Annotated in this window: 26 protein-coding genes and 1 pseudogene; 14 read left to right on the top strand and 13 right to left on the bottom strand. The window is 43.1% G+C overall.

Annotated features, from left to right (window positions below; genetic code table 11):
• Positions 1-255 precede the first annotated feature (255 nt).
• Positions 256-777, bottom strand: coding sequence for a GNAT family protein (locus tag MHI06_RS19445; RefSeq protein WP_340398803.1), 522 nt, complete (start codon positions 775-777; stop codon positions 256-258).
• Between the two features lie 191 nt (positions 778-968).
• Here MHI06_RS19445 and MHI06_RS19440 point away from each other — a divergent pair, with 191 nt between their 5' ends.
• Entirely contained in the window at positions 969-1,331 is a 363-nt protein-coding gene (locus tag MHI06_RS19440) for a hypothetical protein (RefSeq protein ID WP_340398802.1), read from the top strand.
• A 123-nt stretch (positions 1,332-1,454) separates the two neighbouring features.
• Entirely contained in the window at positions 1,455-1,703 is a 249-nt protein-coding gene (locus tag MHI06_RS19435) for a hypothetical protein (RefSeq protein WP_340398801.1), read from the top strand.
• Positions 1,704-1,747: 44 nt separating this feature from the next.
• Here the strand turns inward: MHI06_RS19435 and MHI06_RS19430 are convergent, their stop codons facing one another.
• The gene (locus MHI06_RS19430) at positions 1,748-3,466 is read right to left on the bottom strand and encodes an AAA family ATPase (protein ID WP_340398800.1); all 1,719 of its coding nucleotides are present in this window, start codon (positions 3,464-3,466) and stop codon (positions 1,748-1,750) included.
• Between the two features lie 349 nt (positions 3,467-3,815).
• Here MHI06_RS19430 and MHI06_RS19425 point away from each other — a divergent pair, with 349 nt between their 5' ends.
• The gene (locus tag MHI06_RS19425) at positions 3,816-4,079 is read left to right on the top strand and encodes a hypothetical protein (RefSeq protein ID WP_340398799.1); all 264 of its coding nucleotides are present in this window, start codon (positions 3,816-3,818) and stop codon (positions 4,077-4,079) included.
• On the opposite strand, the gene MHI06_RS19420 is transcribed toward MHI06_RS19425, so the two are convergent.
• A complete protein-coding gene (locus tag MHI06_RS19420; RefSeq protein WP_340398798.1) occupies positions 4,051-4,299 on the bottom strand; it encodes a hypothetical protein in 249 nt (82 codons plus the stop codon). The genes MHI06_RS19425 and MHI06_RS19420 overlap by 29 nt on opposite strands.
• Before the next feature lie 531 nt (positions 4,300-4,830).
• Between MHI06_RS19420 and MHI06_RS19415 the strand changes: the two genes are divergently transcribed.
• The 3 genes from MHI06_RS19415 (at position 4,831) to MHI06_RS19405 (ending at position 6,735) form a co-directional block, all read left to right on the top strand.
• Entirely contained in the window at positions 4,831-5,298 is a 468-nt protein-coding gene (locus tag MHI06_RS19415; RefSeq protein ID WP_340398797.1) for a hypothetical protein, read from the top strand.
• Between the two features lie 246 nt (positions 5,299-5,544).
• The gene (locus MHI06_RS19410) at positions 5,545-5,781 is read left to right on the top strand and encodes a hypothetical protein (RefSeq protein WP_340398796.1); all 237 of its coding nucleotides are present in this window, start codon (positions 5,545-5,547) and stop codon (positions 5,779-5,781) included.
• A 114-nt stretch (positions 5,782-5,895) separates the two neighbouring features.
• Positions 5,896-6,735: a putative phage abortive infection protein gene (locus MHI06_RS19405; protein ID WP_340398795.1), complete on the top strand. Its 840-nt coding sequence runs from the start codon at positions 5,896-5,898 to the stop codon at positions 6,733-6,735.
• A 219-nt stretch (positions 6,736-6,954) separates the two neighbouring features.
• Here the strand turns inward: MHI06_RS19405 and MHI06_RS19400 are convergent, their stop codons facing one another.
• A complete protein-coding gene (locus MHI06_RS19400) occupies positions 6,955-7,545 on the bottom strand; it encodes a hypothetical protein (RefSeq protein WP_340398794.1) in 591 nt (196 codons plus the stop codon).
• A 99-nt stretch (positions 7,546-7,644) separates the two neighbouring features.
• Between MHI06_RS19400 and MHI06_RS19395 the strand changes: the two genes are divergently transcribed.
• Together MHI06_RS19395 and MHI06_RS19390 are read left to right on the top strand one after the other, a co-directional pair.
• Positions 7,645-7,914, top strand: coding sequence for a hypothetical protein (locus tag MHI06_RS19395; protein ID WP_340398793.1), 270 nt, complete (start codon positions 7,645-7,647; stop codon positions 7,912-7,914).
• Between the two features lie 273 nt (positions 7,915-8,187).
• Positions 8,188-8,439, top strand: coding sequence for a hypothetical protein (locus tag MHI06_RS19390; protein ID WP_340398792.1), 252 nt, complete (start codon positions 8,188-8,190; stop codon positions 8,437-8,439).
• 437 nt (positions 8,440-8,876) lie between these two features.
• Here MHI06_RS19390 and MHI06_RS19385 read toward each other — a convergent pair whose 3' ends face one another.
• Positions 8,877-9,095, bottom strand: a complete 219-nt coding sequence (locus MHI06_RS19385; RefSeq protein WP_340398791.1) for a helix-turn-helix transcriptional regulator — start codon at positions 9,093-9,095, stop codon at positions 8,877-8,879.
• Between the two features lie 113 nt (positions 9,096-9,208).
• Here MHI06_RS19385 and MHI06_RS19380 point away from each other — a divergent pair, with 113 nt between their 5' ends.
• On the top strand, positions 9,209-9,478 hold the full coding sequence (locus MHI06_RS19380; protein WP_338706509.1) for a DUF6809 family protein: 270 nt from the start codon (positions 9,209-9,211) through the stop codon (positions 9,476-9,478).
• A 135-nt stretch (positions 9,479-9,613) separates the two neighbouring features.
• On the opposite strand, the gene MHI06_RS19375 is transcribed toward MHI06_RS19380, so the two are convergent.
• Positions 9,614-10,993 carry a right-handed parallel beta-helix repeat-containing protein gene (locus tag MHI06_RS19375; protein ID WP_340398790.1) on the bottom strand — a complete coding sequence of 460 codons (1,380 nt, stop codon included), beginning with the start codon at positions 10,991-10,993 and terminating at the stop codon, positions 9,614-9,616.
• Positions 10,994-11,648: 655 nt separating this feature from the next.
• Positions 11,649-13,139 (bottom strand): annotated as a pseudogene (locus tag MHI06_RS19370) (catalase); the annotation flags it as partial.
• A gap of 205 nt (positions 13,140-13,344) precedes the next feature.
• Here MHI06_RS19370 and MHI06_RS19365 point away from each other — a divergent pair.
• Positions 13,345-15,309 (top strand): ATP-dependent DNA helicase, encoded by a 1,965-nt coding sequence (locus tag MHI06_RS19365; RefSeq protein ID WP_340398789.1) that lies wholly within the window; start codon positions 13,345-13,347, stop codon positions 15,307-15,309.
• Positions 15,310-15,793: 484 nt separating this feature from the next.
• Here the strand turns inward: MHI06_RS19365 and cysK are convergent, their stop codons facing one another.
• From cysK to MHI06_RS19345, 4 genes are all read right to left on the bottom strand, one after another.
• Positions 15,794-16,750, bottom strand: coding sequence for a cysteine synthase A (cysK, locus tag MHI06_RS19360; protein ID WP_340398788.1), 957 nt, complete (start codon positions 16,748-16,750; stop codon positions 15,794-15,796).
• 162 nt (positions 16,751-16,912) lie between these two features.
• Positions 16,913-17,296 (bottom strand): hypothetical protein, encoded by a 384-nt coding sequence (locus tag MHI06_RS19355; protein WP_036674948.1) that lies wholly within the window; start codon positions 17,294-17,296, stop codon positions 16,913-16,915.
• A 466-nt stretch (positions 17,297-17,762) separates the two neighbouring features.
• Positions 17,763-17,996 carry a hypothetical protein gene (locus MHI06_RS19350; RefSeq protein WP_017687536.1) on the bottom strand — a complete coding sequence of 78 codons (234 nt, stop codon included), beginning with the start codon at positions 17,994-17,996 and terminating at the stop codon, positions 17,763-17,765.
• Entirely contained in the window at positions 17,993-19,030 is a 1,038-nt protein-coding gene (locus tag MHI06_RS19345; RefSeq protein ID WP_340398787.1) for a nucleotide-binding protein, read from the bottom strand. The genes MHI06_RS19350 and MHI06_RS19345 overlap by 4 nt, the downstream gene beginning before the upstream one ends.
• A gap of 948 nt (positions 19,031-19,978) precedes the next feature.
• Here MHI06_RS19345 and MHI06_RS19340 point away from each other — a divergent pair.
• A complete protein-coding gene (locus MHI06_RS19340) occupies positions 19,979-20,713 on the top strand; it encodes a YitT family protein (RefSeq protein ID WP_340398786.1) in 735 nt (244 codons plus the stop codon).
• A 125-nt stretch (positions 20,714-20,838) separates the two neighbouring features.
• Here the strand turns inward: MHI06_RS19340 and MHI06_RS19335 are convergent, their stop codons facing one another.
• Positions 20,839-21,309 carry a DUF2188 domain-containing protein gene (locus MHI06_RS19335; protein WP_340398785.1) on the bottom strand — a complete coding sequence of 157 codons (471 nt, stop codon included), beginning with the start codon at positions 21,307-21,309 and terminating at the stop codon, positions 20,839-20,841.
• Positions 21,310-21,699: 390 nt separating this feature from the next.
• Here MHI06_RS19335 and MHI06_RS19330 point away from each other — a divergent pair, with 390 nt between their 5' ends.
• The 3 genes from MHI06_RS19330 (at position 21,700) to MHI06_RS19320 (ending at position 24,562) form a co-directional block, all read left to right on the top strand.
• The gene (locus MHI06_RS19330; RefSeq protein WP_340398784.1) at positions 21,700-22,500 is read left to right on the top strand and encodes a lipid II flippase Amj family protein; all 801 of its coding nucleotides are present in this window, start codon (positions 21,700-21,702) and stop codon (positions 22,498-22,500) included.
• Between the two features lie 133 nt (positions 22,501-22,633).
• The gene (locus MHI06_RS19325) at positions 22,634-23,242 is read left to right on the top strand and encodes a TetR family transcriptional regulator C-terminal domain-containing protein (RefSeq protein ID WP_340398783.1); all 609 of its coding nucleotides are present in this window, start codon (positions 22,634-22,636) and stop codon (positions 23,240-23,242) included.
• An 81-nt stretch (positions 23,243-23,323) separates the two neighbouring features.
• On the top strand, positions 23,324-24,562 hold the full coding sequence (locus MHI06_RS19320) for an MFS transporter (RefSeq protein ID WP_340398782.1): 1,239 nt from the start codon (positions 23,324-23,326) through the stop codon (positions 24,560-24,562).
• A gap of 101 nt (positions 24,563-24,663) precedes the next feature.
• Here MHI06_RS19320 and msrA read toward each other — a convergent pair whose 3' ends face one another.
• Positions 24,664-25,626 (bottom strand): peptide-methionine (S)-S-oxide reductase MsrA, encoded by a 963-nt coding sequence (gene msrA, locus MHI06_RS19315; protein ID WP_340398781.1) that lies wholly within the window; start codon positions 25,624-25,626, stop codon positions 24,664-24,666.
• Positions 25,627-25,759: the final 133 nt, after the last annotated feature.

Here is a 25,759-nt window from a genome sequence, read left to right as displayed (position 1 = left end):
GTGCGAGTCAACGGTTAATACTATATCAAGTAAGTAATTAATAGATCCATTACATATACCTAGTTTGTTTCACTAAATGCGCGTAAGAACCAATTCATCTGCAATACTCAATGAGTTTCCCAATGGAATAACATCAAGAACGCGAAATTCACAATATAAGGAATATTAAAAGACAAAAAAGCCTAACCCCTCAGTATCTTGAACGAGGAATTTGGCTTATGGTCTTCAGCTTAAACAGTCGCGTCCGATGGGTGATTAAAATAATGATTTATTTATCCATGTATAAGTAATGAATTTTAACATTTGCCCATTCATTTCAAATTCTTTATCACTAGTTTCTGTATGCTCGAATCCGTTTTGCTCTAAAACTTTTTGAGATGCTATATTGTTGGTGGTTGTTTTTGCCTTAACTTCTTTTATATCTAAATCAACTATTGTATTGAGTAATAATTTTAATGCTTTTTTAGCAACACCTTTTCCAGTGTGGATTTGTCCCACTCTATAGCCGAGAAATCCTATTTTATCTGAATCATCAATATCAACTAAATTTATTCTTCCAAGAATCGAGTTATTTTCGTCTTTTATTAAATAAAAAAAGGAGAGTCCTTTGACTTGTTCATCAAGCAGAGATGCATTCCTTACTTTAAAAACCTCAGGTATGTAATAATCATCTCCTCGAGACGGTACCATTTCCTCGAAAAAAATTCTGTTTTCAATTTCGAATTCATACAAGTCTTCAATATCTGTATCTTTTAACTTCTCAATTATTATATTCATGAACCCTTTCCTCCAATCAACTTGAATGCTAAATACTACGAATCTGCTTATGTAAACTATAATTTGTACTACGATAGTTTGTTCTAGTTCCGTATTTTGGATATGTTGAATAAATACTGAATTTATTGCAATTAAGTTTTTGTACAGCAAGTATAACATCCTATTTCGTTATTCAACATTATGGGCGATTAATGGATATTCAAATCCCTAGTAAATTTGAGCAATCTTTAGATGAACATTATGGAAACTTAGGCTCGAAGATGTGGGCGTATATTATGGGGCTTTTTGAACACATGAGCAATTATATGAACAATGACCCTGCGGTCTTACAATTACCCGATGACGATGTACTTACTTCCCAATTGACCGCAAGAAAATGGTCAATGACCAGTAAGGGGAAGATCCTCCTTGAAAGTAAGAAGGACATGAAGAAGCGTGGATTAAAGTCACCTGACCGAGCTGACGCATATGTTCTCACATTCGGTGAATATTTGATGGGAACCCCTCAGTCTATTATGCTTCCAACAATAGGAGGTGTATCAATAAAAAGATAACAAGAAACTTTGAAATCATATTAAGAGGGAGGGTGATTATAAAGTAACTTGAATCTTCAATAAAACTGATCTGCTGCGGGCAAGACGGCAAACGCTACGATTCTTATAGAGAAACAGCGCTGGGTGTACAAAAGATATGACTTCTATACACACCAGTTGGAAAGGGCGCAGCGGCTAATCAAAGACGAAGAAGCCCGTAAAGCCGTTGATTACAGATACATTCAAGGGTATTCACGCAAAGAAACGATACTCTTCTTCCGGCGCGCTCTCAGTGATAGTACAATCAAGCGCAAGATCGATGAGGGACTGGAGAGTGTGGCAAATATTTTGAAGCTTATCGGCTTTTTTGAGCAAGATGATGCTGAATTCTAAAAGAGAAGCTGACGATTAATCGTCAGCTTCTCTTTTTTGCACTGTTATCCTTTAATGAAATCTTGCAGTTCGCTCTTAAAGAATTCCAATTTTTCTGGAGTGTTGTTTAACACTAATTCAGTCAGTTCCATTCCATGAACTATTTTATTGTAGTGTAAAGAGTAGCTTTCAAATAAGCGTTCTAACACTTCACTTCCAACGACATCTTTTAATACATTTGTAGAACCTTTTTTAGGGAATAATTTATTGTCATCGATTGATAATAATAAATGGTCGATTTTGCTCTTTATTAGATCTGGATCTGCAACAGCTATTGATGAATTTCGATTAATGATTTCAGAAAGCTCATGATAACAGTCTAAAAAGTAGTTCTCGTACTCTCGTCGTCCCAAGATAATTATACTATCTCCATAGCTTTCTCTTAATGTGAGAAGTTTTTCGTCGGTTTTGTTATCTGCATCAATAATTATTTTATAAGGTATTGGACTCTCTGATATGCCACTTAGAATTAAGTCAAGTTTGCCTTTATACGCTCGCATAGAAGAATTCTTATTAAAATAATTACCAGTTCCCTTCATATTTAATATTCTGTAATTATAACCAATCTGTTTTAAGCCGAAATGAGTGAGGATCATCGGAATTACAAGTTCCTCAGTTTGTCCTTCTACAAATATTACTTTATCAGATAAAGCAAAGTCACTATTACTAACACCTATATCAGACAACACTTCTTGAATATGTTCTAACTGTGTGAAGGAACTTATCCCATTCAACTTACTTACATGAATTAAATATTTATCAGATGGATAATTAATTAAAATAGGGGAATGCGTAGTGAATACAAACTGGTGTTCATTGCTATCGCTTACTAAATCATAGATGGCCTTCTCGGCAGAAGGATGTAAGAATACTTGTGGCTCATCAAATAGAACTATACTGTTTTCTTTTGTATAGAGTACACACAATAGTAATAAAACGTGAGTATAGCCACTTCCGCAATCTGATAAGGGAATTGGCGTATCTAAGCCTTCGAAGGATACACTTATAAAAGTCTGGTTACCTCCATCAATAGGAGTCCTAATAGTTATAACGTCAGTAAATATTTGTTTAAACGTTTCCACAATTTTATCAAAAGTTTCTTCTTCATTATTGTGCATAGAGTAAAGAAACCCATTAAGATTTGTCCCATCAATTTTTAAGTAATTGTTTAAAGTTGAAGTCTCAGTCGAAGGTACATGTCTAGAACCAGTTATATAAACAATTTTCTTGTTTAAAAGGTTCATGAAATTAGAAATAAATGTACTATTGGGGACTAATACGCTGTCTTCTTGATCGGGTATCACGAACATATATTTTGGAGCTACTCCAACTTTATGATAATTACTGTTAATGTAAACATCTTGAAAATGATCGTTGTAGTATCCTTGTACTTTATTAAAAACTGTCACATTATGACTATTGAAATATCTTAAAAAAAGTCTGAACTTTTCCGAATACTGGATTGTAAATCCTGGAGGTACATTATCATTTAGATAATTTACTTCTTCGTCTGACAAGGATAATTCTAATTCAATTTCGGTTGATTGAGTATCTAAGGCCGGGGAGTTTAGCATACCTTGTAGAACTTTATACAACGCTTCAATGAAAGCTGATTTACCTGTATTATTTTTACCTGCTAAAACATTCATTTTATTATGTAATTTAATCTCTCCTGAATCATCGATACTTTTGTGATTTTTAATACGAACGTTAAGAATTATCATTATCTCTACCTCTATTCTTTTTCTATTAAACACAACAATACCATTATAGTCCATCTTAGTATGTAATTAAGAGAGGGAATTATTGACCCAAATGAGAACCCTACATGACCTCGTTTAGAGATCATGTTGAACCCCACATGACTATTTTCCCGTGATACATTAGGAACATAGAAAAAGGCGCGAATGAAATGCACAGCCGCACATACGGCATATGACTGGGACGTTCCTATTCTCGCCTTTTCTATTTTCAGGATTATCATTCCGTGAGCTTCAACGATATGATCATGTCGAGGTAATGCTCGGTATGATATGTAGCAAGAAGATGTTCCATTGAGAGAGGAGAAAGATAATGGATTCAACTATTAATGAGGAATTACAAGAAACAGCAATTGCATTTCTAAAGTGGGCTAGAAACACGCTTGAGAATGAGCCAGCTAATTTCGAAACAATGAATTTGGTCCCTCAAGTTTCAGAAGTAGCTTGCACTATAATTACTCGCTTAAGAGATCAGGGAGCTGGAGAGAGCCCTGAACATTATGTTCAAAAGCTCCAGCAACCACAAATAAAAGAATTAATATGTAAGACTATTTCTGAGTCTCTAAATAAGCTGTAAGTTCTTTGTGATATTGTTTTAGAACTTTGTTTGTCAATGAAGCTGATGCAGCTAATGTAATAGACGAAAGCATAATTAGTTCGGCGCGATCACCTACAAGTGATTGTAAATTTGCATAATTAGGTCCTTTTATCGCTTCGTTAAGATTGTCTACAATAGCATCAGTTAATTCGGAAACCAATTCCTTTGTAACTCTATCAAAATCAAATTCAAAACTCATGTTTAATCTCTCCTTAAATAAAGTGTTGTGTGCAAATTACATTTTAGCAGAAAGAGGAAATAGCATGTTGGACTAATTACGAATTAGCAAGCAATCCGTAGTAAATGACGGGTTTGTTCCAGCTCATCGGGACTCACCCGTTTTCTGTTCCTTGACCTGCATTTGGTAGCTTCAGTAAAATGGTCTTGTTCTTCCTCTAAAGTTACATAGTACGTATGCATTTAAAGCAAAGAGCGTAGCGTTTTTGCGGCGACCGTTTCGGGCGCATGCTTTTAAGACGTATCACCAACATAATACATATCATTTTAAAGTCGTTCCTTATGGATCGGCTTTTTTTGTTGGAGGAATTGAAGTGATCAGCAGCAGAAGACGGAAGAAGCAACGCATCCGTCTCAACAAGCAGCCTGAGAAATGTAAAGGTTGTGTTTGGGGTAGATGGGATGAAGTGCAGCAGTTTTGTAGTAGACCTAAATGCACTAAGGAGGGAAAACCTTCTTAATTGTCGAATGATGTTGACAGGAGGGGGAGGACATGAATTATATAGATTTAGCTTCAAATATTTCGATTGGATTAGTAACAGGACTTGTTTCAGGTTTATTCGTAACAATATATTTTCGCAGAAGGGACAAGGCACAAGAAGCAAGGAGACTGATTAGAGAAGAAAAACAAGCAATGAGTACTTATATCACTACAATTAGGTTTGAATTAAAAGAAATCCGGGAAAATTCAGATAGTTATACGGCGGGAGATATTCGTGAATTGAGAAAATCCTTAAATTTAATCCCAAAGTTCTATTCCTATGATTTTTTTGAATCAGTTCCAGAAGAGACGAGTAAGTATACTTCAAAAATTTATAATCTTAACAGGGAGTTAGAATTGTATTTAGAAAGCGAAGAGATAGACTCGCATAAAATACTCCTTTTTAGTTCCGAATTAATGAGAGCCCAGTTCGATCTGCTAAAATATTTTAGATTTAGTTCAATGGGGAAACTGAAGTAGTTTCAAGTAAGCACCTTCTATGGTGCTTTTTCTTTTGCCTTCGTATAACTAAATGTGAGCCATTCTAAGCTTGTTTGTATGAGAACGTCGTTTGCAGGGATCAATCCATTGAAGAGCGGAGAACAGCATCTGAGTGAGCCTACGAATGTATATGATGGTCCCCAAACATTGAAACCAACTCAACACAATTCCCTTTTGTTTAACTTCCAGAATTTGAGTATGATAGTTCTGGGAGGAGGTGGCAGGATGCAGCCTATGAATAATAAAACATTGATGTTGGAAGGTAGTGACCTTCAAGAAATACAAGATTATTTAAAAACAAGCAATTTTGATTACTTTCAAGCATTGAGCACTTTAGCACATGTAACCTATGGAGGATCTGTGCAAGAGTTCGTAAATATTGAAACGGATGAAGTAACCAAAGGACAGTACAGTGATTTAATAGAACGCTTAGAAGATGCACTAAGAAGACACAATAGCTAAATACAATCAACGAGGACGAGCTAGGACGCTTGTCCTTTTTTATATCTTGACCGACCTTATTTATTGTCTGATACTGGAAGATGTTGTATCAGATATAGAATAGGAGTGGTCGTAATGAATAAAAAACATATCGCACTCATTGTGTGTGGGGTTTTTGTAGTGTGGGCCGGTTCTGGAATTGCTATAAACGGATTGATTAATGCCAGTTATCGGGGAACATTCGGTGATATGTTTGGAGCGGTGAACGCGTTGTTCTCTGGTCTTGCATTTGGGGGATTAATATACACAATTTTTCTGCAAATGGCAGAGAACAGACGCCAACAACAAGAAGCTAAAGATATGAATGAGAAGATGATGGAGCAGGTTAGACTCTCAAATGTTCAGCGTTTTGAAAGTACGCTTTTCTTAACCGTTCAAATGCATCACGATATAGTGAAGAACATTAATATCAAAGGTACGTCAGGAAGAGGTGCCTTTTTTACTTTCTATAATTTGTTAATAAAAGAATATATGTTAGTTCTAGATGAGGAATATGGTATTAAAACAATCGATTTTCCGGCAGACATCAATAGAGAGTTGGACGATGATTATATTAAAGAATCTATTCTTCACGAACAGAAGGTTAACTATAGCTTAACGCATGCAATTCAAAGAGCTATTTTATTAAATGAACAGGCGTTAGGAACGTATGTTAGAAACTTAACAAATATTTATAGAATGATTGACGCAAATGCCTCTCTTAGTACAGATGAAAGAAATGAATATATAAAGCTGGTTAATGCTCAATTGTCTCTATACGAATATATAATGCTTTTTTACTACTGTTTCTTACTTACTTCCAGAGAGTTTAAAAGTTACGCTGACAAATATCATATATTTGACGTTGGCAACATGAATCCAGGTTATTTAATTAATATTAAGCATTGGTTTATGTATGACAAGTTAAGATGGTAACTATTATTATCAAGACTATTGATTTTAACTTTCGAGCAGAATTATTCTGCTCTTTTTTGTGGAGGCAGAGAACATGAACATCATAATCGTGCCGATCGATCAGATTAATGCAGCAGCCTGCAGGTTCGTGACCCACAGGCTGGAAATATAAAGATGCAGACCGTTCAGGATCTGGAACGTCTCATCGAATTGGATATCAAGCTTCAGCAGGACGAGTTGTTATGATGATGATGCGATTCCTGCGTTGTCTTGATTAAGATTTTCAGGAGTAATATCATTTATAACTAACTCTGAATCTGATGTTATTTCGTCAGAAGCTACAATATGAATGTTGATTAACTCTGTAGATCGATTTGTAGAAAATTTGAATATGTAAGAAATAAATATCACACTACTAACGATGAGCATCAACAAAAGTACTATTTCGGATATAGGTTTTATAATAGATAACAGTTCAATAGTTTCTTTGGGGATTTTCAGAGTTGTTGTGATCATTAATCCAACAAGCGTTATAAAGATGGTGATTAGTTTAATAATATCCTCAAAGGGGCTATTATCAGATTGTTTTTCTTTTAGAATCTTCAGATAAATGCGCGCTACTTTTAACTTCTGACTATCATTAGTTTGTAGTGTTCTATAAGCTCTTAGTAACAATTTAATATCTTCTTGTGAAACAACGTTGGATTTCAAGGCCCCACTTGGTAAATTTTTCTCAATATTTAATTTTAAAACTTTAAATCTTTGGATTTCAACTAGAATAGTAATAACAATCAGCAAAATCAAAACCCCTATTATAAGAAATGAATTCATCTAACTACCTCCAAATTCTGTTTTAAGATATATCGGAAGTATTTAGATAATTATTAATTTTGAGTAATATCGAAGATATAATAACGATGGAGGGATGAAATGTCCGTTAAAAGCTATCAGAAGATCATTCCGGCTACGGCCATTCAGTTCGAGGGAAACAGCTCGACACATGCAGATGAGACCTTCGTTTTTGTTCAGGTGCCAATCTCGATTGACCTTGCGGGTAGCACTGTAAAGCTTCGAGTGATCGTCGATCCATTGAATCCATTGGTGGTACCTGTCGGGGATTACATTGTTAAGGACGCAACCGGGACACTGAAACATATGAAGCAGGCTGAATTCGAAGCTGAATACACTGTAGTGAAATAGGGGCTGTGACGAGTGTCTGTCACGGTCCTTCTTTGTTGGGGGTGGTGATGAATGTATGGTATTGCTGAATAAATCCGTAGTAACGCTATAGTAACTCGATGATATTATAAATCCATAGAAGTATTAAGAAATGTAGAAGGTAAGGAAACTTTTCCTGCCTTCTATTTTTATGTCTGGAGGTGAAACATTGAAATGGTATCATAAAGCCATTTTTCATTTGCGAATTCGGTTCTTCCGGCTGCTGTAAAGCGACAGATGATGGGTTTTGGCAGGATGACATCACCAAGATCATCAAACGGATGGGATATATTCAATTGGCTCCCGAAAAAGTACCAGAGTGTTCATAATATTGATCTGACCAAACTACAGAATCATACAGCAGAAGAATTGCTTGAGATTCTTGTGTCTGTTCATCCCGATATTTCGCATGCGCTCTACAATTTTTTACGTATGGGTGACACTCCACTTACATTTACAGCTAAGAAGCAGAGTGGTAGTGACGTCAAGAACGGGCAACATCGTTAGATGCAATCAAGAACTTACTGGACCCTCCACTTCCGTCAGCTGGTTATCAGCATGGAAGGTACAAGCTTGATACGATTCAGCGGATGATGATCATGGTACGTGTGGTTTGTTCTGGTGAAATAGTTCTGAATCAGCGTTATAACATCTGTTTGATATCGTGCCTGTTTGGTTCAGGAGAGAAGAGGATATGAATCGACTTGTTCCTTGGAAATACATCAAAAAATCCACGTCCCCGTGCTGTTAAGGAATGGTTGGTCAATAGAAAAATTTTAATACGCCGACATTCATCTATAGAGAGTACGATCTTATGGTTGATGATCCTTACGGACGAACGCCCATAGCAAGTTTGAAAGGGGGAATACATTACCAGGGTACTAGTTTGGCTTTGTTTTCAACATGAGTGGACTTAGCCTCGAGTATGTAAAACTCAAGTCGAATCATTTTGATGGATAAGGTCCCCTAACATCTGTCCGATTCAAAAGATAATCTGTACTGGTCTGATGATAATCAGCCAGTTTAATCAATATAGCCGTTGGAATATCCAATTCACCACGTTCATAGTTGCTATAAACACGTTGACTACAGCCAAGGTAGGCTGCCATTTGAGTTTGGGATAAGTCTTTGTCTTCACGCAAATTGCGTATACGAGCATACATGTTCATCACCTCATCAACATCATACTTTAGCGTGTTATCCGCTATTGATTTTTAGCGTAAAATCCGCTAAAGTATAGTAAGAATAGTTGGTAAAAAGACTAGGTGGGGATAACATGTCAAACCTGATCGAAGATTTGTTTCACGGGAACCTGCGGTTGGACGAGTCGATTCATCCTGAGCAAGAAGAGTATCAGGAGATCAATCGCCAGATATCGGACCTCATGCAGGATTACAAAACACAGCTTACGGGGAACGAATACGATGCCTTGGAGCAACTGATAGACTTGATCGGACAATCCACGTCCATGTATGTGGAAGCGGCGTTTGAGCAAGGTTTTCGCACAGGCGGTAGACTGATGATTGAGGTTTTAGCTAAACCGTGAGTATTTACCTACTTCATAAGCCAGCGGCAGACAATGCACAGCAATTCAAAAATCCCCTCCTCCATTACCACCGCTTAGGCGGAATGGGGAAGGGGACTTGCTTTTAAATTATTCTTTTATCATATTACCTACTACTTATCGTGCCCCAATATTCTTACCCGCTGGCGTACCCGAACCAATCAAATCACTGCCACCCGCAAGCTTCAGGAAATTACCCAAGACAGGTGTTCCGTCTGCGCTGCGCGTTACCGAAGGCGCGAGGGAGACAAAGTCGGCTGCGCTGGCGAGCAGGCCTTTGGCGTTCTCACTTTTTTTGTTTTTCCACCAGACGTTAGTGCTGCTGACGTCGGTTCCGCTTGTTTTGTCGCTGGCGCCGCCTTGGAAGGACAGGTTGTTGGTGAAGATGTGGGTGCCTACATCAAAGGCAAAGTTGCTTTGCCCATTGTTCCAGGAGGTGTTATTTTTCATCTGGATCGAACCGGGATTGCTGTTGTAGGTGAAGCCGTGCTTTTTATTATTAAACGCAATGCTGTTCTCAACGATATGATTCACTGCAATCTTCTCGCCGCCGAGCTTGAAGCCGTTGCCATCGCTGTTGGAGGTAGAGGTGCCGTCTGATGTTGCCCCGTTCGCATAGGCGATGCTGTTACGGATCATAACCGCGCCGATGGCGCCTGTGTCCGTTTTGCTATACAGATCCCAGCCATCGTCCACGTTATAGGCGGCAATACAACCGTCGAAGACATTACCTGGGCCAACGGTCAGTTTGGCCGCAAAACCGTCTGCATCCTCGCCGTCATCTGGGTCATAGTTGTTATGGGAGTAGGAACGAATCACTTCATTATATGCAGGCCATTCACTCTTGGCGGCGGTGGAAGCATAACGTCCCATTTGAATCCCCGTATCCCGATTGTGATGGGCCTCGATCTGCTCCAGGCGGTTGTAGCTGCCTCCGATGAAGATTCCGTTGTCGCCCGCACCTTTCACCTCAAGACCTTTGACGAACCAGTAGTCTCCGAACATTTGCAGTCCACGATTGGTGGAAGCGAAGGCTTGAGCGGAGAAATCAAAGACTGGTTTTTCCGATCCATACGCCACCAGATTTTTACGTTGTGAGGAGGTGCCGCTGTTACCACGTTCAATGGTAATGGTCTGCGAGAAGCTGTAGGTGCCGCCACGCAAATAGATCGTTTTGCCGGGGGCGATCTGGGTCAATGCGTTAGCCAGCGATGTTGGACTATTTATGGTTCCTGGATTGCTGGCTGAGCCGTTAGGGGAGACATAGAGATCACCCGCAGCAAGTGTCACACTTGAGGTAGCCACGGCTTCTGACGGATTATTTTGCAAGCTGCTCTCGATTACATCCGCCGCGCTAACCGATCCACCACCAATCAATAATAGAGGGAACGCGGCACTCAGACAGATATGGGCCATTTTGGATTTGAGGGAGCGTTCCTTCAGAGAACGTGCAGATCGTGCAGATACATGAGTGGATGTGGATGGAAATAATTTCATTACGTAGACCTCCTTGTTTAATTGGGAATAGAATGAAGAGCATGTGGTAGCCGTGTACCAGACCGTTACCTATGAGATAGGTCATGCCGGCTGGTTAAATGTAATCTCTAGGACACAGCTTTATGGTAAATGTTGTAAGCGTTATCATCAATAATCATCTGATCAGATGGAGTTACATGCAGGCAGGTCAGGCCTGCAAGCTTCCAATGCCTGTAATATCACGTGAATTATGTAATCTTTCCATTGGGTGATAGCTCTCATTTAACGAAGGATCATCTGAAATGAACGTAGAGAAGTACGCTTTTCCATCCCCCGAGCACAAGTCTTACCTTCGATCCACTCATATGAACTTCATTTAATTAAAAATACATAGCTGCATGTATCCTGAAGTGGAGATTACACTCCAGCTAGTCATGGAAAAGCCCTGATAGCAGCTGCAACTGGCAACTTGACGATCAGGGCTATGCTTAATTCAGAACGTAATTTGCTTACTCAAAATACTCAAATGTACTAACAGTGTCAGACTCAGCGATCCAAACGCTGTCCATCCACCTTAATATCCGTTCGTCTCACGACTGCGTTTCTCTGCTTGCTCGACACTGGGTTCATGTTTCGGTTGGACCGTCGCACTATCATCGGTTGGTACAGAGGCCAGTCCTTCAGAGACGCGACGACCGTAATCTGCATCGGCTTGGGTGAAATAAGAGATCATGCGCTCCCGAATATCCGGTTTGCATTGTGCCAATGCGCCAACCATATTGCTGATCAGCTCATCCCGCTCCCAATCTTCGAACGCCCGGTACGTATCACCGGCTTGACCAAAATCATTCGTACGTTCGATCTTCTCACGCACTAGCCTGCCCTCCACCAATGGTTCATGCTCCTTACCACGTGGCGCCGCTTCCTTTAGTCCACCGAGCGAGGAAGGCTCATAGTTCACATGCGGATTTTGACCCGGCGCCCGATCCACTTGATACTGCATCTGCCCGCCGCTCTGATTGGTCGCCACCCGATTTTTCGGCGCATTCACAGGCAGTTGCAGATAATTCGCACCTACCCGGTGACGCTGGGTATCTGAATAGGAGAAGGTCCGTCCTTGCAGCAGTTTGTCATCTGAGAAATCCAACCCGTCCACCAAGACACCTGTGCCGAACGCCGCTTGCTCCACTTCATTGAAATAATCTTCGGGATTACGATTCAACGTCATTTTGCCCACAGGTAGAAAAGGAAACTGCTCCTGCGGCCACAACTTGGTCGGGTCCAGCGGGTCGAAATCCAACTCCGGATGCTCGCCGTCTTCCATCACTTGAACGCACAGCTCCCATTCGGGATAGTCCCCTTGTTCAATGGCGTGATACAGATCCAACGTCGCATGGTTGAAGTTCAGTCCCTGAATCTCGCTTGCGTCTTTTTGCAGCAGGTTGCGTATCCCTTGATTGAGCGGTTCCCAGTGGTATTTGATGAGTACGCCCTTGCCTTCCTGATTGACCCATTTATATGTATTGACGCCCGAGCCTTGCATCTGCCGATAATTCGCTGGAATGCCCCATGGAGAGAAGAGGAATGTCACCATATGGGTAGCTTCAGGACTTAGTGAGACAAAATCGAAAAACCGCTCCATATCCTGTGCATTGGTCAACGGGTCTGGCTTAAAGGCATGTACCATATCCGGGAATTTAAGCGGGTCACGAATGAAAAAGATTTTCAGATTGTTACCCACCAGATCCCAGTTGCCATCTTCGGTATAGAATTTTACAGCAAACCCGCGCGGGTCCCGCAGTGTCTCCGGTGAATGTCCGCCATGTATAACGGTAGAGAAGCGAACGAACACGGGCGTTTGTTTGCCTTTTTCCTGAAATAGACGTGCACGTGTGTACTTCGATACTGGTTCACTCCCGGCTGTTCCATACGCTTCAAATATGCCATGAGCGCCAGCACCGCGGGCATGGACCACACGTTCCGGAATACGTTCGCGGTCGAAGTGAGTAATCTTTTCGAGAAAATGATAGTTCTCCAGCGTAGTCGGTCCCCGGCTGCCAACGGTTCGTACATTCTGATTGTCCGTAATGGGATGCCCTTGTCGATCCGTTAATGTCTCAGCTGATTTGTCTGAGGAATGCTCTGGTTGTGAAGACTGATGATTCATGGAGTGGAGCACCGCCTTTCCTTAAAGTGGATTCCTGTATATATTTTCCCTGAAAATTGGTTCTATACATTAAACCTCGCAAATAATCTCGTAAAAAAAGCTTGTCACCCGCTTCATCGCGTGAGATAATTAACTTTTGCCCTGCGGCCTTTTTTGAACGGAAAATGAAAGAGGACCGCGTCTAAGAATGGAGGCTGACCTAGGATTGTCTACACAACGTTATCCTTTTGCATATGATCCGGCTGAACCTTTTGTATCCCGTCTCGGGGAATGGGTTGCCGATGTTTTTTACGATATTTTGCCAGAGTCCGGCTTCGAGGTACGGGATGAACAGATTTTTATGGCGTACCAGCTCGAACGGGCCTATGGAGATAAAAAGACCATTATGGCTGAGGCCGGTGTCGGAACAGGTAAGACGTTAGTCTATCTGCTCTACGCGGTCTGTTATGCACGTTATACGGGCAAACCGGCAGTGATCGCCTGTGCCGATGAGTCCTTGATTGAACAGCTCGTGAAGCCTGGTGGAGATATTGCGAAGCTGGCTGCACATTTGGATTTGGAAGTGGATGCACGTCTTGGTAAATCACCGGACCAATACGTCTGTCTGAACAAATTAAGTGCTGTGCGGTTCGCAGATGAGGATGCGCCTGTTATTGAAGAAGTGCATGAGAGCCTTCCGGATTTTGTGAATACGCCGGGTACACTTCAGGCTTTCCATCCGTATGGTGACCGCAAACAATATCCGCATCTGAACGATCGTCAGTGGAACAAAATCAACTGGGACCCGTTCCAGGATTGTTTTGTATGTCCAAAACGTCAACGCTGTGGCCTAACGCTGTCACGTGACCATTACCGACGTTCCAAAGACATCATCATCTGTTCCCATGATTATTACATGGAGCATGTATGGACCTATGATGCGCGCAAACGCGAGGGACAATTGCCCCTGTTGCCTGATCACAGCTCGGTTGTATTTGATGAAGGGCATTTGCTGGAAGAAGCAGCCCTGAACGCACTGAGCTACAAATTGAAACACCGTATCTTCGAGGAGCTCGTGACTCGCCTGCTTGAAGGAGAGATTCGTGAATCCCTCGCGGAGCGTGTGGATGAAGCAATTGAGAGCAGTGAGCGTCTGTTTGCGTTGCTGGATACGTATACGGTGGCAATTCCGGGATCTGAACGGAAAGAAGTTCGGGTAGAGCCGCCACTGCTGCGTGAGATTGAACGTCTGACGAGTGTGCTGGATGCGATCGGCGAAGAATTGGTATTTGAGAGCGGATTGTTCTCGCTGGATGGTTACCAGATGCGTGTCGTGGAAGAACATCTCGATATGATTCAGTCTGCGCTTGCCTTGTTCCGCAAGGAAGATGGTTACATCTGTTGGGCGGAAGAGAGCGAGGATGAGACGACCTTATCGATCATGCCGCGTACTGTGAAGGAAATGCTGAACGAGCGTGTGTTCAACACAGGTATTCCAATCGTGTTCTCCTCTGCCACGTTATCTGTGGACAGTTCATTCCGTTATGTGGCGGACAGCCTTGGTATTGATGATTTTGTATCATTCTCGGTGGCTTCTCCGTATGATTATGCGGACAAAATGAAGATGAAAATTACCAATGAAGCTGTACCGGGTCACCCGGAGAACGAAAATCGTATGCGGGACGCGGTGTCCATGCTTCAGGAGAGTGGAGGACGTGCGCTGATTCTGTTCCGTACGATGGAAGAACTACGGGCATTCAAGCAGGACATCGTTCATGTACCTGAAGCAGAAGGTTTGCGCTTTATGTACGAAGGCGACCGGGAGATCAGTGATCTGATCGCAGCGTTCCAGCAGGATGAGGAGAGTGTGTTGTGCTCCGTTAATCTGTGGGAAGGACTGGACGTGCCAGGCCCATCATTATCCAATGTCATGATCTGGTCGCTCCCGTATCCGCCACAGGACCCTGTCTTCAATGCAAAACGCAGTGCGTCGGCAGCACCATACGAAGAGATCGATCTTCCGTATATGCTCCTGCGTGTGAAGCAAGGTCTCGGACGTCTGATTCGGACAAGCACGGATTCCGGTTCCGCGGTCATTCTCGATGAATCGCTGTATACCAAAAAGGAAGCCAAAGACCGCATTGCGGCCCTGCTTCCTGAAGGTGTGGAATGGACAACCCTGACACACTAACCAGCTTACGTTAAATGTTCTTACTTTATTTTTGATGATAAGGTTTCTTGCCAAAATAAGTTCTTGTTCTCTGCGGATTCACCATCCGTATGGGAGCAAGAGCTTATTTTTTATTTTGTTGGTTCCTCCAATGTACTTTTCTTCCCTTTTTTCGAGGGATTTTCCCTCGCTCCTCGCTACCAATAGCTCCAACATTCTACCGAACCTTATTAGAGTGATAATGAAGAGATGTAAATTCTAACGAATCTCAGTAACGTTATCCCGCCGAAAATAGCTTTTAAGCCTGTAAATCGACGACCGAATTTGGAGAAATAACGTCGCTGTGATTCGTTACACGTCAGGCCTGCGCAAATAGGAGCGAATAGCGTGTGTCAGGTTCATTAGAACCAATGACCAATGAGCGCTAATAAGGGAGGGCCTCTGTCATGCTCATGACTTATGGGACATGGAAGCCCCTTTTTGATGTGTACAGATTTATGCTGTTTTAAAAAATACCCATGCTCAGATACCGTTCCCCGGTATCCGGCGCAATGCAGAGCACCCGGTGCCCCGGCCCCAGTTCCTTCGCGATACGAAGGGAGGCCCACACCGAAGCGCCAGAGGAAGGGCCGAGCAACAGCCCTTCCCGAGCAGCAAGCTGCCGCATCGTATCCAGTGCGTCCTCATCGGACACCTGGATGATGGCATCCCACACGTCGGTATTCAGGATGTCCGGAATGAACCCCGGACTTGTACCGACGAGCTTGTGTGGTCCGGGCTCGCCACCGGACAACACCGGAGAACCTTTGGGCTCTACCGCATAGATGCGGATATCGGGCAACTGCTTGCGCAGTTCTTCCCCGGTTCCGGTAATGGTTCCGCCGGTTCCCGCCGTGGCGATGAAGGCGTCCAGCCTGCCATCCATCTGTTGCATAATCTCGGGAGCCGTGGTGATCCGGTGAATGTCCGGGTTCGCCTGATTCTCGAACTGCTGCGGAATGAAGCTGCCCGGAATGTCTGCCTGAAGCTCTTTCGCTTTGCGAATCGCACCTGGCATCCGCTCCGCAGCAGGGGTGAGCACCACATCTGCGCCGTAGGCTTTCAGAATGTTGATGCGTTCCTTGGACATATTGTCCGGCATGATCAGAATGGCTTTATATCCTTTGGCAGCGGCATTCATCGCGAGACCAATCCCGGTATTGCCGCTCGTCGGTTCGATAATGGTAGCACCAGGGAGCAAGTGTCCCGCACGTTCAGCTTGAACGATCAGGTTATAGGCGGCACGGTCTTTGACGCTACCGCTTGGGTTAAAGTATTCCAGTTTCACATATACGTCAGCGGAGTCACTGTCTGTGAGTCTGTTTAGTTTAACGGCAGGTGTCTGGCCGATCAGTTCGGTTACATCTGCGGCAATGCCTGTATGTGCGGTTGTTTGTTTAATCGAATGTGTATTCAAATCCATGAAGTACAGCTCCTTGATTGATAAGACGTTGAGAATTTATCCGATTGAAATCGATTCATGACTTATTGGAATGGTTGGATATCTCTTCTCCATCTTAATGAACGTAACCTTCCGTGGTCAACTTGTTTTGCTGGGGATGGGTTCAATATTGTTAGAGTTGTATCAAGTCTGCGCCAAGTCCATCTGCAGATGCCGACTGAGTTCTTTTTTGACTTCATTGCGTGCGAATGTCCACAGCATATAGAAGCGTTGCCAATACCCTCTGCACATATACAGAGTTTCGATTCCCTCGGCTTCCCGTTTCTCTTCCAGTACTTTGACACCGCGTGTTCTCATCTGTTTACGAAGGGCCAACATCTCCTTGAGCACATTGTTCTGAATGCGGGTCAGCGACAGAATGTAGACTTCGGGCATCTTCAGCAGCAACGTATCCAGTGTGTGAATATCTCGTTCAAGTACATCCAGCAAAAGCGTGCGCACAACCAGACCTTTGATCAGACGATGGTCTTCATCCGCAGGGGATGGGGCGGAAGTTGAGGATGTCATATGTTCACTTCCTTAACCTTTAATTGGAATTTTATATTTACAGAACATGTGTTCCTATATTATAATCAATATATGTAATGGAGATACACAATACAACCGAGAAATATTGGAAGCACACATTACCGCATTTTCCTAAAGGTACAGATAGTGAATGAAGCTAGGGATTTAAGGACAAGCATGCTCCAAAATAAGGTATAATTTATGGGTTTTGCAGGAAACCTAAGGCCATAAACAAATGAACCTTTATACAATACAGTCTGCTACAGAAGTAATTACAAGCAATGAAATAAAGCTATGAATTACAATAACGAATCAGGATGACTTCCCGCAACACGATGACGCCAAGTTAACGAGAAGCTACTACTTATTTTTACTAAAAATGAGCAACAAAAAAGCCCCTGCCTTGGGCGGCGGGGCCTATGGAATACTGCCGATTCAGCGGCAGGCTAGATGATGTGTTCAGAAATTAAGCAAGATATTGAGGCTTCTCGTAGAACGCCTCTTTTTCAAGAATGACCTTATAGGGTCTTTCCTTGCCCTTCAGGGAGGGCCCAATGGTCGTTAGCGGTACGGCCGGCTTGTGGAAACGATCTTCTTCCTTGGGTTCCGGAACCGGTCGTGATGATTCGGGCGCAGAACTGAGACGTACCTTTTTTTCGCTGCCCCAGCGCTTGCTTATTTTTTTCGTTTCCGGTTTCATTCCGGTTCGCCTCCTAACAAATCGTTGATGGCGTTGAACAGTTGACGATTCTGTAGGTCAATCTGCTGAAATACCGCCTCATCCGCTTCAATATGTCCAATAATGTGAACGGTGATTACATACCTCTTGGCTACAGGATAGCATAGCAGATACTCTTTCTCAAGGTAATCATCATACAGGTTAATCTTGATTTTATTCTCCCGGTAAGAATCAATAACTAGGATTCGCTTGGGATCATCCGGTAGTTTGTCGTCGTTAGCGGACAAGTCATACTTTCTCCCCGGTTCTCCAACATTACCACATAATTGCTCAATATAACCACTGTCATCTGTACGGTATATGGCTGTGCCACGTACGGCAAATGGAGGATGAGAGACAAAGGCAGTACGCAGGGCATCGCTCATTCGCTCCAACATCTTGGCATCTGCTTTGCGGGTACGCAGCAATTCCCTAAAGAACCGCAGCAACTTGAGCAGTTGTAACCTTGCTTCTCCCTCAGTACGTTTATGCTTCTCTATGATGCTCTCCAATTCTGGATCACTCCAGCGTCCCTGTTCCTCAATACTGTCTGCGATTTTGGAACATGCCACGGACACGGCTGGCGCCCACTTTCCGTCAGAACGGATTTCGTACACAAGTGGATTTAATCCCAGCAGATCTGTAGGCATACGCAATCCTTCGACCTTGGTTGTGTCCTTGATGTCCGTAATATCTTCAGGAAGAATGAAAAAAATACGCTTTCGTCCCAGACGGCCCATAAACAGACCCATTTCAAGCATTGTATTATCCCGGACCGACGCGTAGTACTTCCCGCGAATTTTGGATATATCATCCGGATGAAAAATAAAAATGGCGAAGTCTGTCGTACGGACTTCTGTTTCCAGATCGTCCATCGTATAGCTGCTTGGATTAAAAACCCCGGAATACCAAGGGGTAACTTCGGCTGAAAAACGTAAGTTTTCGTGTACTGCGGCTGCAATCGGCTTCGCTTCCAGCGAGCAGCCAATAAAGACTCTTGGCTTTAACGTTTTCATCAATCCGCCTCGCTTAAACGGTAGTGGGATTCAATTGTTATATTATACCATAAAAAGCAGAGTAAGTCTGGAAACGTCTGAGCTGGACAAAGAATAAAGCCGATTACGTTTGCTATAGTGTATGTGCGAAGGGAAAATGATTCCTTTAAAAAGCGCAAGAAAATAAAAAAAGGCCCCGATTTGTCACAGTTGGGTGACTGACAGTTATTTTTGGAAGCTTTGGTCATAGAATAAAGGAGCAGGTTGCACCATTAGCAAGCATTGCTTATCCTGGTGTTGCCGTATGACTGCTGGAGCAGTCCAGAGGCTGCTTTATGCGCGTTTTTGAGGGGTCTGCTGTTTAGACCCGGTCACGTTGGTGTTATATAATAGAAGAACAAGCAAGTTAGCTTTGGTGTTTAAACTGAATGAACTTGCAACTGCTGTAAGTTGGATTTACAATTTACACAGGAACGAAGAGTGCAGAACCCATCTGTAGAAGCGAAGCGTTCGTCTGAAAGCTTTCTGATAGAAAGCTTCGGAAGCATAAGATATCGCCGGATTTTCCCCAGAGGGAAAATGGAATTCCAAAAATCCGGGGATAACAGCGATCAAAAGAGGGTACTGCAATTGAAGTGGTAAGTGTACAATTAAATGTTCAAGCTTATGCATTGTAGTTATTTTTCAGTTTAACTAAGCACAGCTAACCACAACAGAACAGAAAGGATCAGGATACCATGAGTTCCCGAAGGACAATCTCCCCAAGGACGATCTGGAAACGTTACGATCTCTCATACACATAGCGCCCCTTGTAGAGTACACCAACCGGTTTCAAAAAAACGGCTGACTCTGCGAAAGAGGGGATTGGAATGAATATTCGAAGGACGTACACGATGATTTCTTCCAGGCTTACCTTTTGCAGGGTACGGTCGGTCTAAAAACCAACCTACAAACTGCGAGGGAACCTGAATGAAGAGAACATCGTTAACCTTACAACACGTTAAAACAGAGGCGATCAAATTCGCCATTATGCTACTCGGTACATTTATTTTAGCTTTTGCCTATTATCACATTAACTTTCAGAATCATTTATCGGAGGGCGGATTTGTCGGTCTGGCCCTGCTCGGAAAATACGCAACAGGCTTATCACCTGCTATCGGTATGTTGCTACTGGACATTCCGGTCATGATCCTGGCTTGGTTCCTCAAAGGCTGGAAATTCATGATTCAGGCATTGCTTGGCGTCGGTGCATTTTCCCTATTCTATGACGGCTTTGAACGATACTCCACACTGGTGATGTCGTTTAACGGAAATCTGTGGATTCCGGCAGTTCTATCCGGTGTACTGACAGGGGTAGGCGCTGGGGTCGTGCTTCGATTTGGTGGAGCGACAGGTGGAGACGATATTCTCGCCGTGTTGGTTAGCCGCTGGAAGGGATGGAAGCTGGGAACAGTTTTCTTTGTCAGTGATGCTTTTGTATTGGGATTGTCGCTTTTCTTTCTTCCGGTAAAAGAAACTTTATATACGATTCTGGCCGTATGGATCGCCAGCAAAGTCATTACGTACGTCGTTAGTGTTCCGGCTCGCGGAACCGTTGTTACGACTTCAGCTGTGAAATTGCCGATGCCATCGGCTGCAGCCAAGGCAGTTAACGCTGCTGCTATTTCACAACGGACTACGGTGGCTAGAGGGGTATCCAATTAACCATACGTTTCAGAACAACCATAACCTGTATGCATCATATTCAGGTCTTGATAGTTAAAGTTCATACAAAATCCCTTTTGTCTGCTCTTCAGCAGCAAAAGGGATTTTATTGTTTTCCGATTCATTCAAGACTTGATCGAAGAAGCAATCTGACCATCCTGATTATGGATAATCGCTCGAATATTTTGTTTGCTACTCAGTTCTTTGGCCTTATCTACAGCTTCTGCTTTAGTATCAAATGTGGACAGATAGGTAGACTTTCCTTCTTCCTTGATCGCCCAACCGGAGTCGGTAGGCACGACATGGATGTTATCATGACTTTTGGACGAAGAAACGGGCTCGGAATGACGACGTTCCGTGGAAGACGACTTTTTAGGGTTGGAATTATCAGAAGAAGATGTGGAGTCCGATTTCGAACCTTCCGGTGTAGGATGATTTTCATCCCATTCTTCCGCCTTAGCTGTCGCTATAGCAATGGAGCGCCCTTCCTCATACCCGTCATCGAGCAGAGCATTGGCAATCTCAATTGCTTTATGTCTAACACGTGGTTCCAGGTTCTTCATGGATACCGGATAATCCTGTTTGTTCCAAGGCATATGAACCCCTCCTGTACAATAATGGATTAGTTGTATATTACCCTGTGAGGGGAGGGATAAACGATGAACAGCCGAGGTCGTAAGTGCATTTACCGATGATCTATATAAATTGAAATAAACATTTACACGAAACGGAGAGGACAGAAAAAACCTGAAGAAACGAAGTGTTCGCCTTTATCCCCAGATTTACCCCTTTCTAAAAGGAATCAAAAAATCTGGGGATAACAGCGATCGGAAGGTTGTTCTGTCATCGGAGTGTCCAGTGTAAACATTCTTTATTTCAACTTATATAAAAGGATCTCGTTCCTATACTTTTGCAAGCCAGAGGAGTATAATGCTGTCCATGAAAGAAATAAGTTCAATAACAGGAAGATAAAGGAGTACATACATATGTTTAGTCTTAGTCTGGCAATCCCTATGCTGTTCACCATGCTGATTCATGCCGCAGACAGCTTGTCATACGCGCTCCGCCTTGGTGGTTTACGCACCCGCAGAATCGCGCTGGCCATTTCTTTGGCAGGTATCTTGCTGCTGGTTTCTCGAACCTCGAATATGGCCCAGGGCCCAATGGTAGGTAATCTGGTGGATACTGCAACACGTGGAGCCAATCCACACTTTGCGGCGCAGCTGCACTGGTTAATGGGTGCGGCAACAATTGGAACGGCATTAGCCATATTGTGTTTTCCAACCATGGTGAAGCTCTCATCAAGAATGGTTGTACATTTTGAAGCAGCTGGTTCCATCCCTGCGATGGTTCGCGGTATGCTGAAGCGAAGCAAGATTAGAAATGCGACGTATTACATCACCCCGCCATCCTGGAAGATGGCCAAACGATTGGTACAACATGGGATGCCAAGACGGTTAATGATGCTGAATGTAGCGGTAACTGCAATCTACACCACAGGTGTCCTGTCCAGCTTATACGCAGCGTATCTTTACCCAGGTCAGGCTGTAGCTGCATCCCAATCAACCGGGCTGATTAACGGAATTGCCACCATTTTGCTGACCATCCTGATTGATCCGCGAATTTCCCTGCTCAGTGACAAATCATTACGTGGAGAGATCCGTTTGGATCGCATGAATCAGATCTATGGCTGCATGCTTGTATCCCGTTTATTCGGCACACTGTTGGCACAGTTGTTATTAATTCCATTTGCGTATTGGATTGGTTGGATTGTAAATATGATGTGACGGCCTCTTTCCTGAAATGTAATCAGGTACTCTCTTGTATATCTTCTGAGGCAAATAAGAGGGTGCCTGTGCACATTGAATTGACGGGGTATTTTAGCTGTGATACTATTAGACCGAATAGTCGGTTTAGTTTATGGAGGTTTTTCCAATCGAAGTCAAACGAAGAAAAGATGTTACCCAGATAAAGAAAGACATTGCACGTAATACCAAGGAACTGTTTGCCCAAAAGGGATATAGTGCAACTTCCATGGAAGACATATGTACGATTAACAATCGGAGTAAAGGCAGTATTTATTATCATTTCAAAAGTAAAGAAGAGCTATTCATGTATCTAATCAAGCTTAATAATGAAGACTGGATGGATGCTTGGCTGGACAAAGAATCCGGGTATGAGACAGCTGTAGATAAACTGTATGGACTTGCTGATCATTACGTGGATGATTTGGCGAACCCGCTGAATCACGCGATTAACGAATTTGTCTCAGGTCAGGTCGTCAGTCAGGAGATGCTCGATGAGATGCTTTCCCTGATCCGTATTCCATATGCGACATATGAGTCCATTATTACTAAAGGGATGGAAGATGGGGAGTTAAAACCGGATGACCCACAGGATGTAATGCACATTATCTACGGTCTGTTTAGCGGATTGACTACACTCTATTATGAGAAGGACCTGACGGATATTCGTCGTATTTACCACAAAGGCATGGCCAGTTTGCTGGCGGGCATTCAACAACGTTAACCATGAAAAGCTGATGTAACGTCAGTTTTTCTTTTTGAATATTAATAAACCGGACAGTCGGTTTAAAAGAGGAGATGGAGAATGAACACATTGTTCAAAAACAAAGCTTTTTTAATCGTTACAGGGTCTGATCTGCTGCAAAATCTGGCGATATGGATCCGGAATATGGCGATCCTCTATTATGTAATGGATCGAACTCAGGGAAGTCCAATAGCCATCTCGCTGATTACCGTACTTGAATATGCTCCAATTTTTGTTTTCTCCATCATTGGCGGTGCACTTGCTGATCGCTGGAATCCCAAACGTACGATGATACTGAGCGATATTCTGAGTGCGTTGTCTATTGTCATGATTATTGGCGTCTTATCTTCCGGGTATTGGCAGATTCTATACGTAGCCACGTTTGTATCCTCTATCGTTAGCCAGTTTTCTCAACCATCCTCTCTAAAGATTGTGAGGCGAAATGTAAAAGGAGAACATTTGCAATCTGCAATTGCTATTACACAGAGTGGTCAATCGTTGTTTTTAATTCTCGGACCGATCGTTGGAACGTTTATATACACTGCAATGGGAATTCAGGCATCCATGTACGCATTACTCATTCTATTCCTGATCTCCGCGGTTCTACTCACATTTCTGCCTAAAGACGCCACTCAGCGAGAAATAAATACCTCATTATTAGCGGATATCAAAGAGGGCTGGCAATATGTTGCTCGATCTCGCTCGTTAAAAATGCTTAGTCTGGTATTCATCTGTATAGGGCTTTCTGCGGGTCTCATCAGCCCACTTGGAATATTTCTGATCACCGAACGTCTGGGACTTGAAGCAACGTCGTTACAGTTTCTCTCTGGAGCGTCCGGAATAGGTTTATTGATTGGAGGAGGTATTGCGGCTGCTGTAAGTGGCAAGTTGAATCAGACTTTAACTCTAATCGTAGGTGTGCTGTGTCTGGCTGTAGCCACGATGGGGGAAGTGTTATCCAGTTGGTTCTGGCTGCCCCTTTTGATCAGTTTCTTGAGTTCCATTAGTTTGGCATTTATCAACGTCATCATCTCCACGTACTTGGTCACTCGGATTGATGAGCACTTGATTGGGAGAGTTAATGGGACCATCACACCCTTATTCATTGGGACCATGCTTCTCGGATCTTCCATGGCAGGTGTATTGATGAACAGCACATCCATTTTTATCGTCTATGCCATTTCGGTTACCGTAATGATCCTGGGTATCATTCCAGCGATGCGAATTCAAATTCGTAATGATCAGATTGCTCCTGCCAGTACATTAATTTCTTCAGAAATCACTTCGAGCCAAACCTAATCCACGCATTCTCGTGAAACAATAGTTGATCTATCTAAAAACAAGGATGTATACAAAAGAGCAGCGGGATCATCCCACTGCTCTTTATTTTGTATTAAAACTTATTGGAAAAGGACGGTGTACTCGCCGTATCCTTCTTTTTGCATGTCTTCTTTGGGTACAAAACGAAGTGCCGCAGAGTTGATGCAATAACGCATTCCACCTGCTTCGGCAGGACCATCGTTGAACAGGTGACCCAGATGGGAATCGCCCTCACGACTTCTCACTTCGGTACGAATCATGAAGTGGCTGAGATCGGTTTTTTCCTTCACGTTGTAGTCTCGTAATGGACGTGTGAAGCTCGGCCAGCCACAGCCGGAGTCGTATTTGTCGGTAGAACTGAACAATGGCTCACCAGATACGATGTCCACATAGATACCGTCACCGTGGTGATCCCAGAATTCGTTGTGGAACGCAGGCTCTGTCGCGCTGTTCTGTGTAACTTCATATTGAATCGGCGTCAGACGCTCTTTTAGCCCGTCTTTGTCTACATTACCGGACCAGTTGCGTTCGATGAAATCTACGCGTCCAGAACCTTTGCTGTAGCGTTTGTAGTGGGCAGGGTTCTTCCGGTGATAATTTTGGTGATGTTCTTCCGCTTCATAGAACGGTTTTGCTGGCAAAATGGGTGTGAAGATCGGTTTGTCAAAACGTCCGCTTTGTCCCAGCTCGGCTTTGGAAGCTTCCGCAATCTCGTGCTGCTCTTCGCTGTGATAGAAGATGGCCGTCTGATAGGAAGAACCGCGGTCATGGAATTGCCCACCTGTATCCGTAGGATCAATCTGCTGCCAGAACAGTTCAACCAGTTTCTTATAAGGGAAGATGGCAGGGTCGAACGTAATTTGCACAGCCTCTACATGTCCTGTTGTCTCCGAGCAGACCTCTTCATATGTTGGATTCTCGGTATGTCCTCCTGTATAACCCGATACGATCTTATGAATACCGGGCAGTTCTTCAAAGGGGGATACCATACACCAGAAGCATCCGCCTGCAAAAGTTGCTAACTCACTTGAATGTTGTTCCATGCTATAGTCACTCCATTTCTGATGAAGATCTAGCGCTCGTGTTCGAGCTCCAGCAATCTACCGTTTTATTAAAACATGTTACGCAAGCATTGGGCTTGCTCTTCTATTATATCCTGAATTGGCAAGCCAACCA

The sequence above is a fragment of the Paenibacillus sp. FSL H8-0079 genome (assembly GCF_037991315.1).
In the GTDB taxonomy this organism is placed as follows: Bacteria; Bacillota; Bacilli; order Paenibacillales; family Paenibacillaceae; genus Paenibacillus.
This window is presented reverse-complemented; position numbering and strand designations above follow the sequence as displayed.

Bases quoted from the DNA above. Each gene is read 5' to 3' on its own strand.
- MHI06_RS19420 (WP_340398798.1), bottom strand. From the start codon at position 4,299: ATGAGTTTTGAATTTGATTTTGATAGAGTTACAAAGGAATTGGTTTCC.
- MHI06_RS19345 (WP_340398787.1), bottom strand. From the start codon at position 19,030: ATGAAAACGTTAAAGCCAAGAGTCTTTATTGGCTGCTCGCTGGAAGCG.
- MHI06_RS19405 (WP_340398795.1), top strand. From the start codon at position 5,896: ATGAATAAAAAACATATCGCACTCATTGTGTGTGGGGTTTTTGTAGTG.
- MHI06_RS19380 (WP_338706509.1), top strand. From the start codon at position 9,209: ATGTCAAACCTGATCGAAGATTTGTTTCACGGGAACCTGCGGTTGGAC.
- MHI06_RS19340 (WP_340398786.1), top strand. From the start codon at position 19,979: ATGAAGAGAACATCGTTAACCTTACAACACGTTAAAACAGAGGCGATC.
- MHI06_RS19425 (WP_340398799.1), top strand. From the start codon at position 3,816: ATGGATTCAACTATTAATGAGGAATTACAAGAAACAGCAATTGCATTT.
- MHI06_RS19375 (WP_340398790.1), bottom strand. From the start codon at position 10,993: ATGAAATTATTTCCATCCACATCCACTCATGTATCTGCACGATCTGCA.
- MHI06_RS19355 (WP_036674948.1), bottom strand. From the start codon at position 17,296: ATGACATCCTCAACTTCCGCCCCATCCCCTGCGGATGAAGACCATCGT.
- cysK (WP_340398788.1), bottom strand. From the start codon at position 16,750: ATGGATTTGAATACACATTCGATTAAACAAACAACCGCACATACAGGC.
- msrA (WP_340398781.1), bottom strand. From the start codon at position 25,626: ATGGAACAACATTCAAGTGAGTTAGCAACTTTTGCAGGCGGATGCTTC.
- MHI06_RS19325 (WP_340398783.1), top strand. From the start codon at position 22,634: ATGGAGGTTTTTCCAATCGAAGTCAAACGAAGAAAAGATGTTACCCAG.
- MHI06_RS19330 (WP_340398784.1), top strand. From the start codon at position 21,700: ATGTTTAGTCTTAGTCTGGCAATCCCTATGCTGTTCACCATGCTGATT.
- MHI06_RS19400 (WP_340398794.1), bottom strand. From the start codon at position 7,545: ATGAATTCATTTCTTATAATAGGGGTTTTGATTTTGCTGATTGTTATT.
- MHI06_RS19395 (WP_340398793.1), top strand. From the start codon at position 7,645: ATGTCCGTTAAAAGCTATCAGAAGATCATTCCGGCTACGGCCATTCAG.
- MHI06_RS19350 (WP_017687536.1), bottom strand. From the start codon at position 17,996: ATGAAACCGGAAACGAAAAAAATAAGCAAGCGCTGGGGCAGCGAAAAA.
- MHI06_RS19415 (WP_340398797.1), top strand. From the start codon at position 4,831: ATGAATTATATAGATTTAGCTTCAAATATTTCGATTGGATTAGTAACA.
- MHI06_RS19335 (WP_340398785.1), bottom strand. From the start codon at position 21,309: ATGCCTTGGAACAAACAGGATTATCCGGTATCCATGAAGAACCTGGAA.
- MHI06_RS19445 (WP_340398803.1), bottom strand. From the start codon at position 777: ATGAATATAATAATTGAGAAGTTAAAAGATACAGATATTGAAGACTTG.
- MHI06_RS19440 (WP_340398802.1), top strand. From the start codon at position 969: ATGGATATTCAAATCCCTAGTAAATTTGAGCAATCTTTAGATGAACAT.
- MHI06_RS19320 (WP_340398782.1), top strand. From the start codon at position 23,324: ATGAACACATTGTTCAAAAACAAAGCTTTTTTAATCGTTACAGGGTCT.
- MHI06_RS19385 (WP_340398791.1), bottom strand. From the start codon at position 9,095: ATGTATGCTCGTATACGCAATTTGCGTGAAGACAAAGACTTATCCCAA.
- MHI06_RS19430 (WP_340398800.1), bottom strand. From the start codon at position 3,466: ATGATAATTCTTAACGTTCGTATTAAAAATCACAAAAGTATCGATGAT.
- MHI06_RS19390 (WP_340398792.1), top strand. From the start codon at position 8,188: ATGACATCACCAAGATCATCAAACGGATGGGATATATTCAATTGGCTC.
- MHI06_RS19410 (WP_340398796.1), top strand. From the start codon at position 5,545: ATGCAGCCTATGAATAATAAAACATTGATGTTGGAAGGTAGTGACCTT.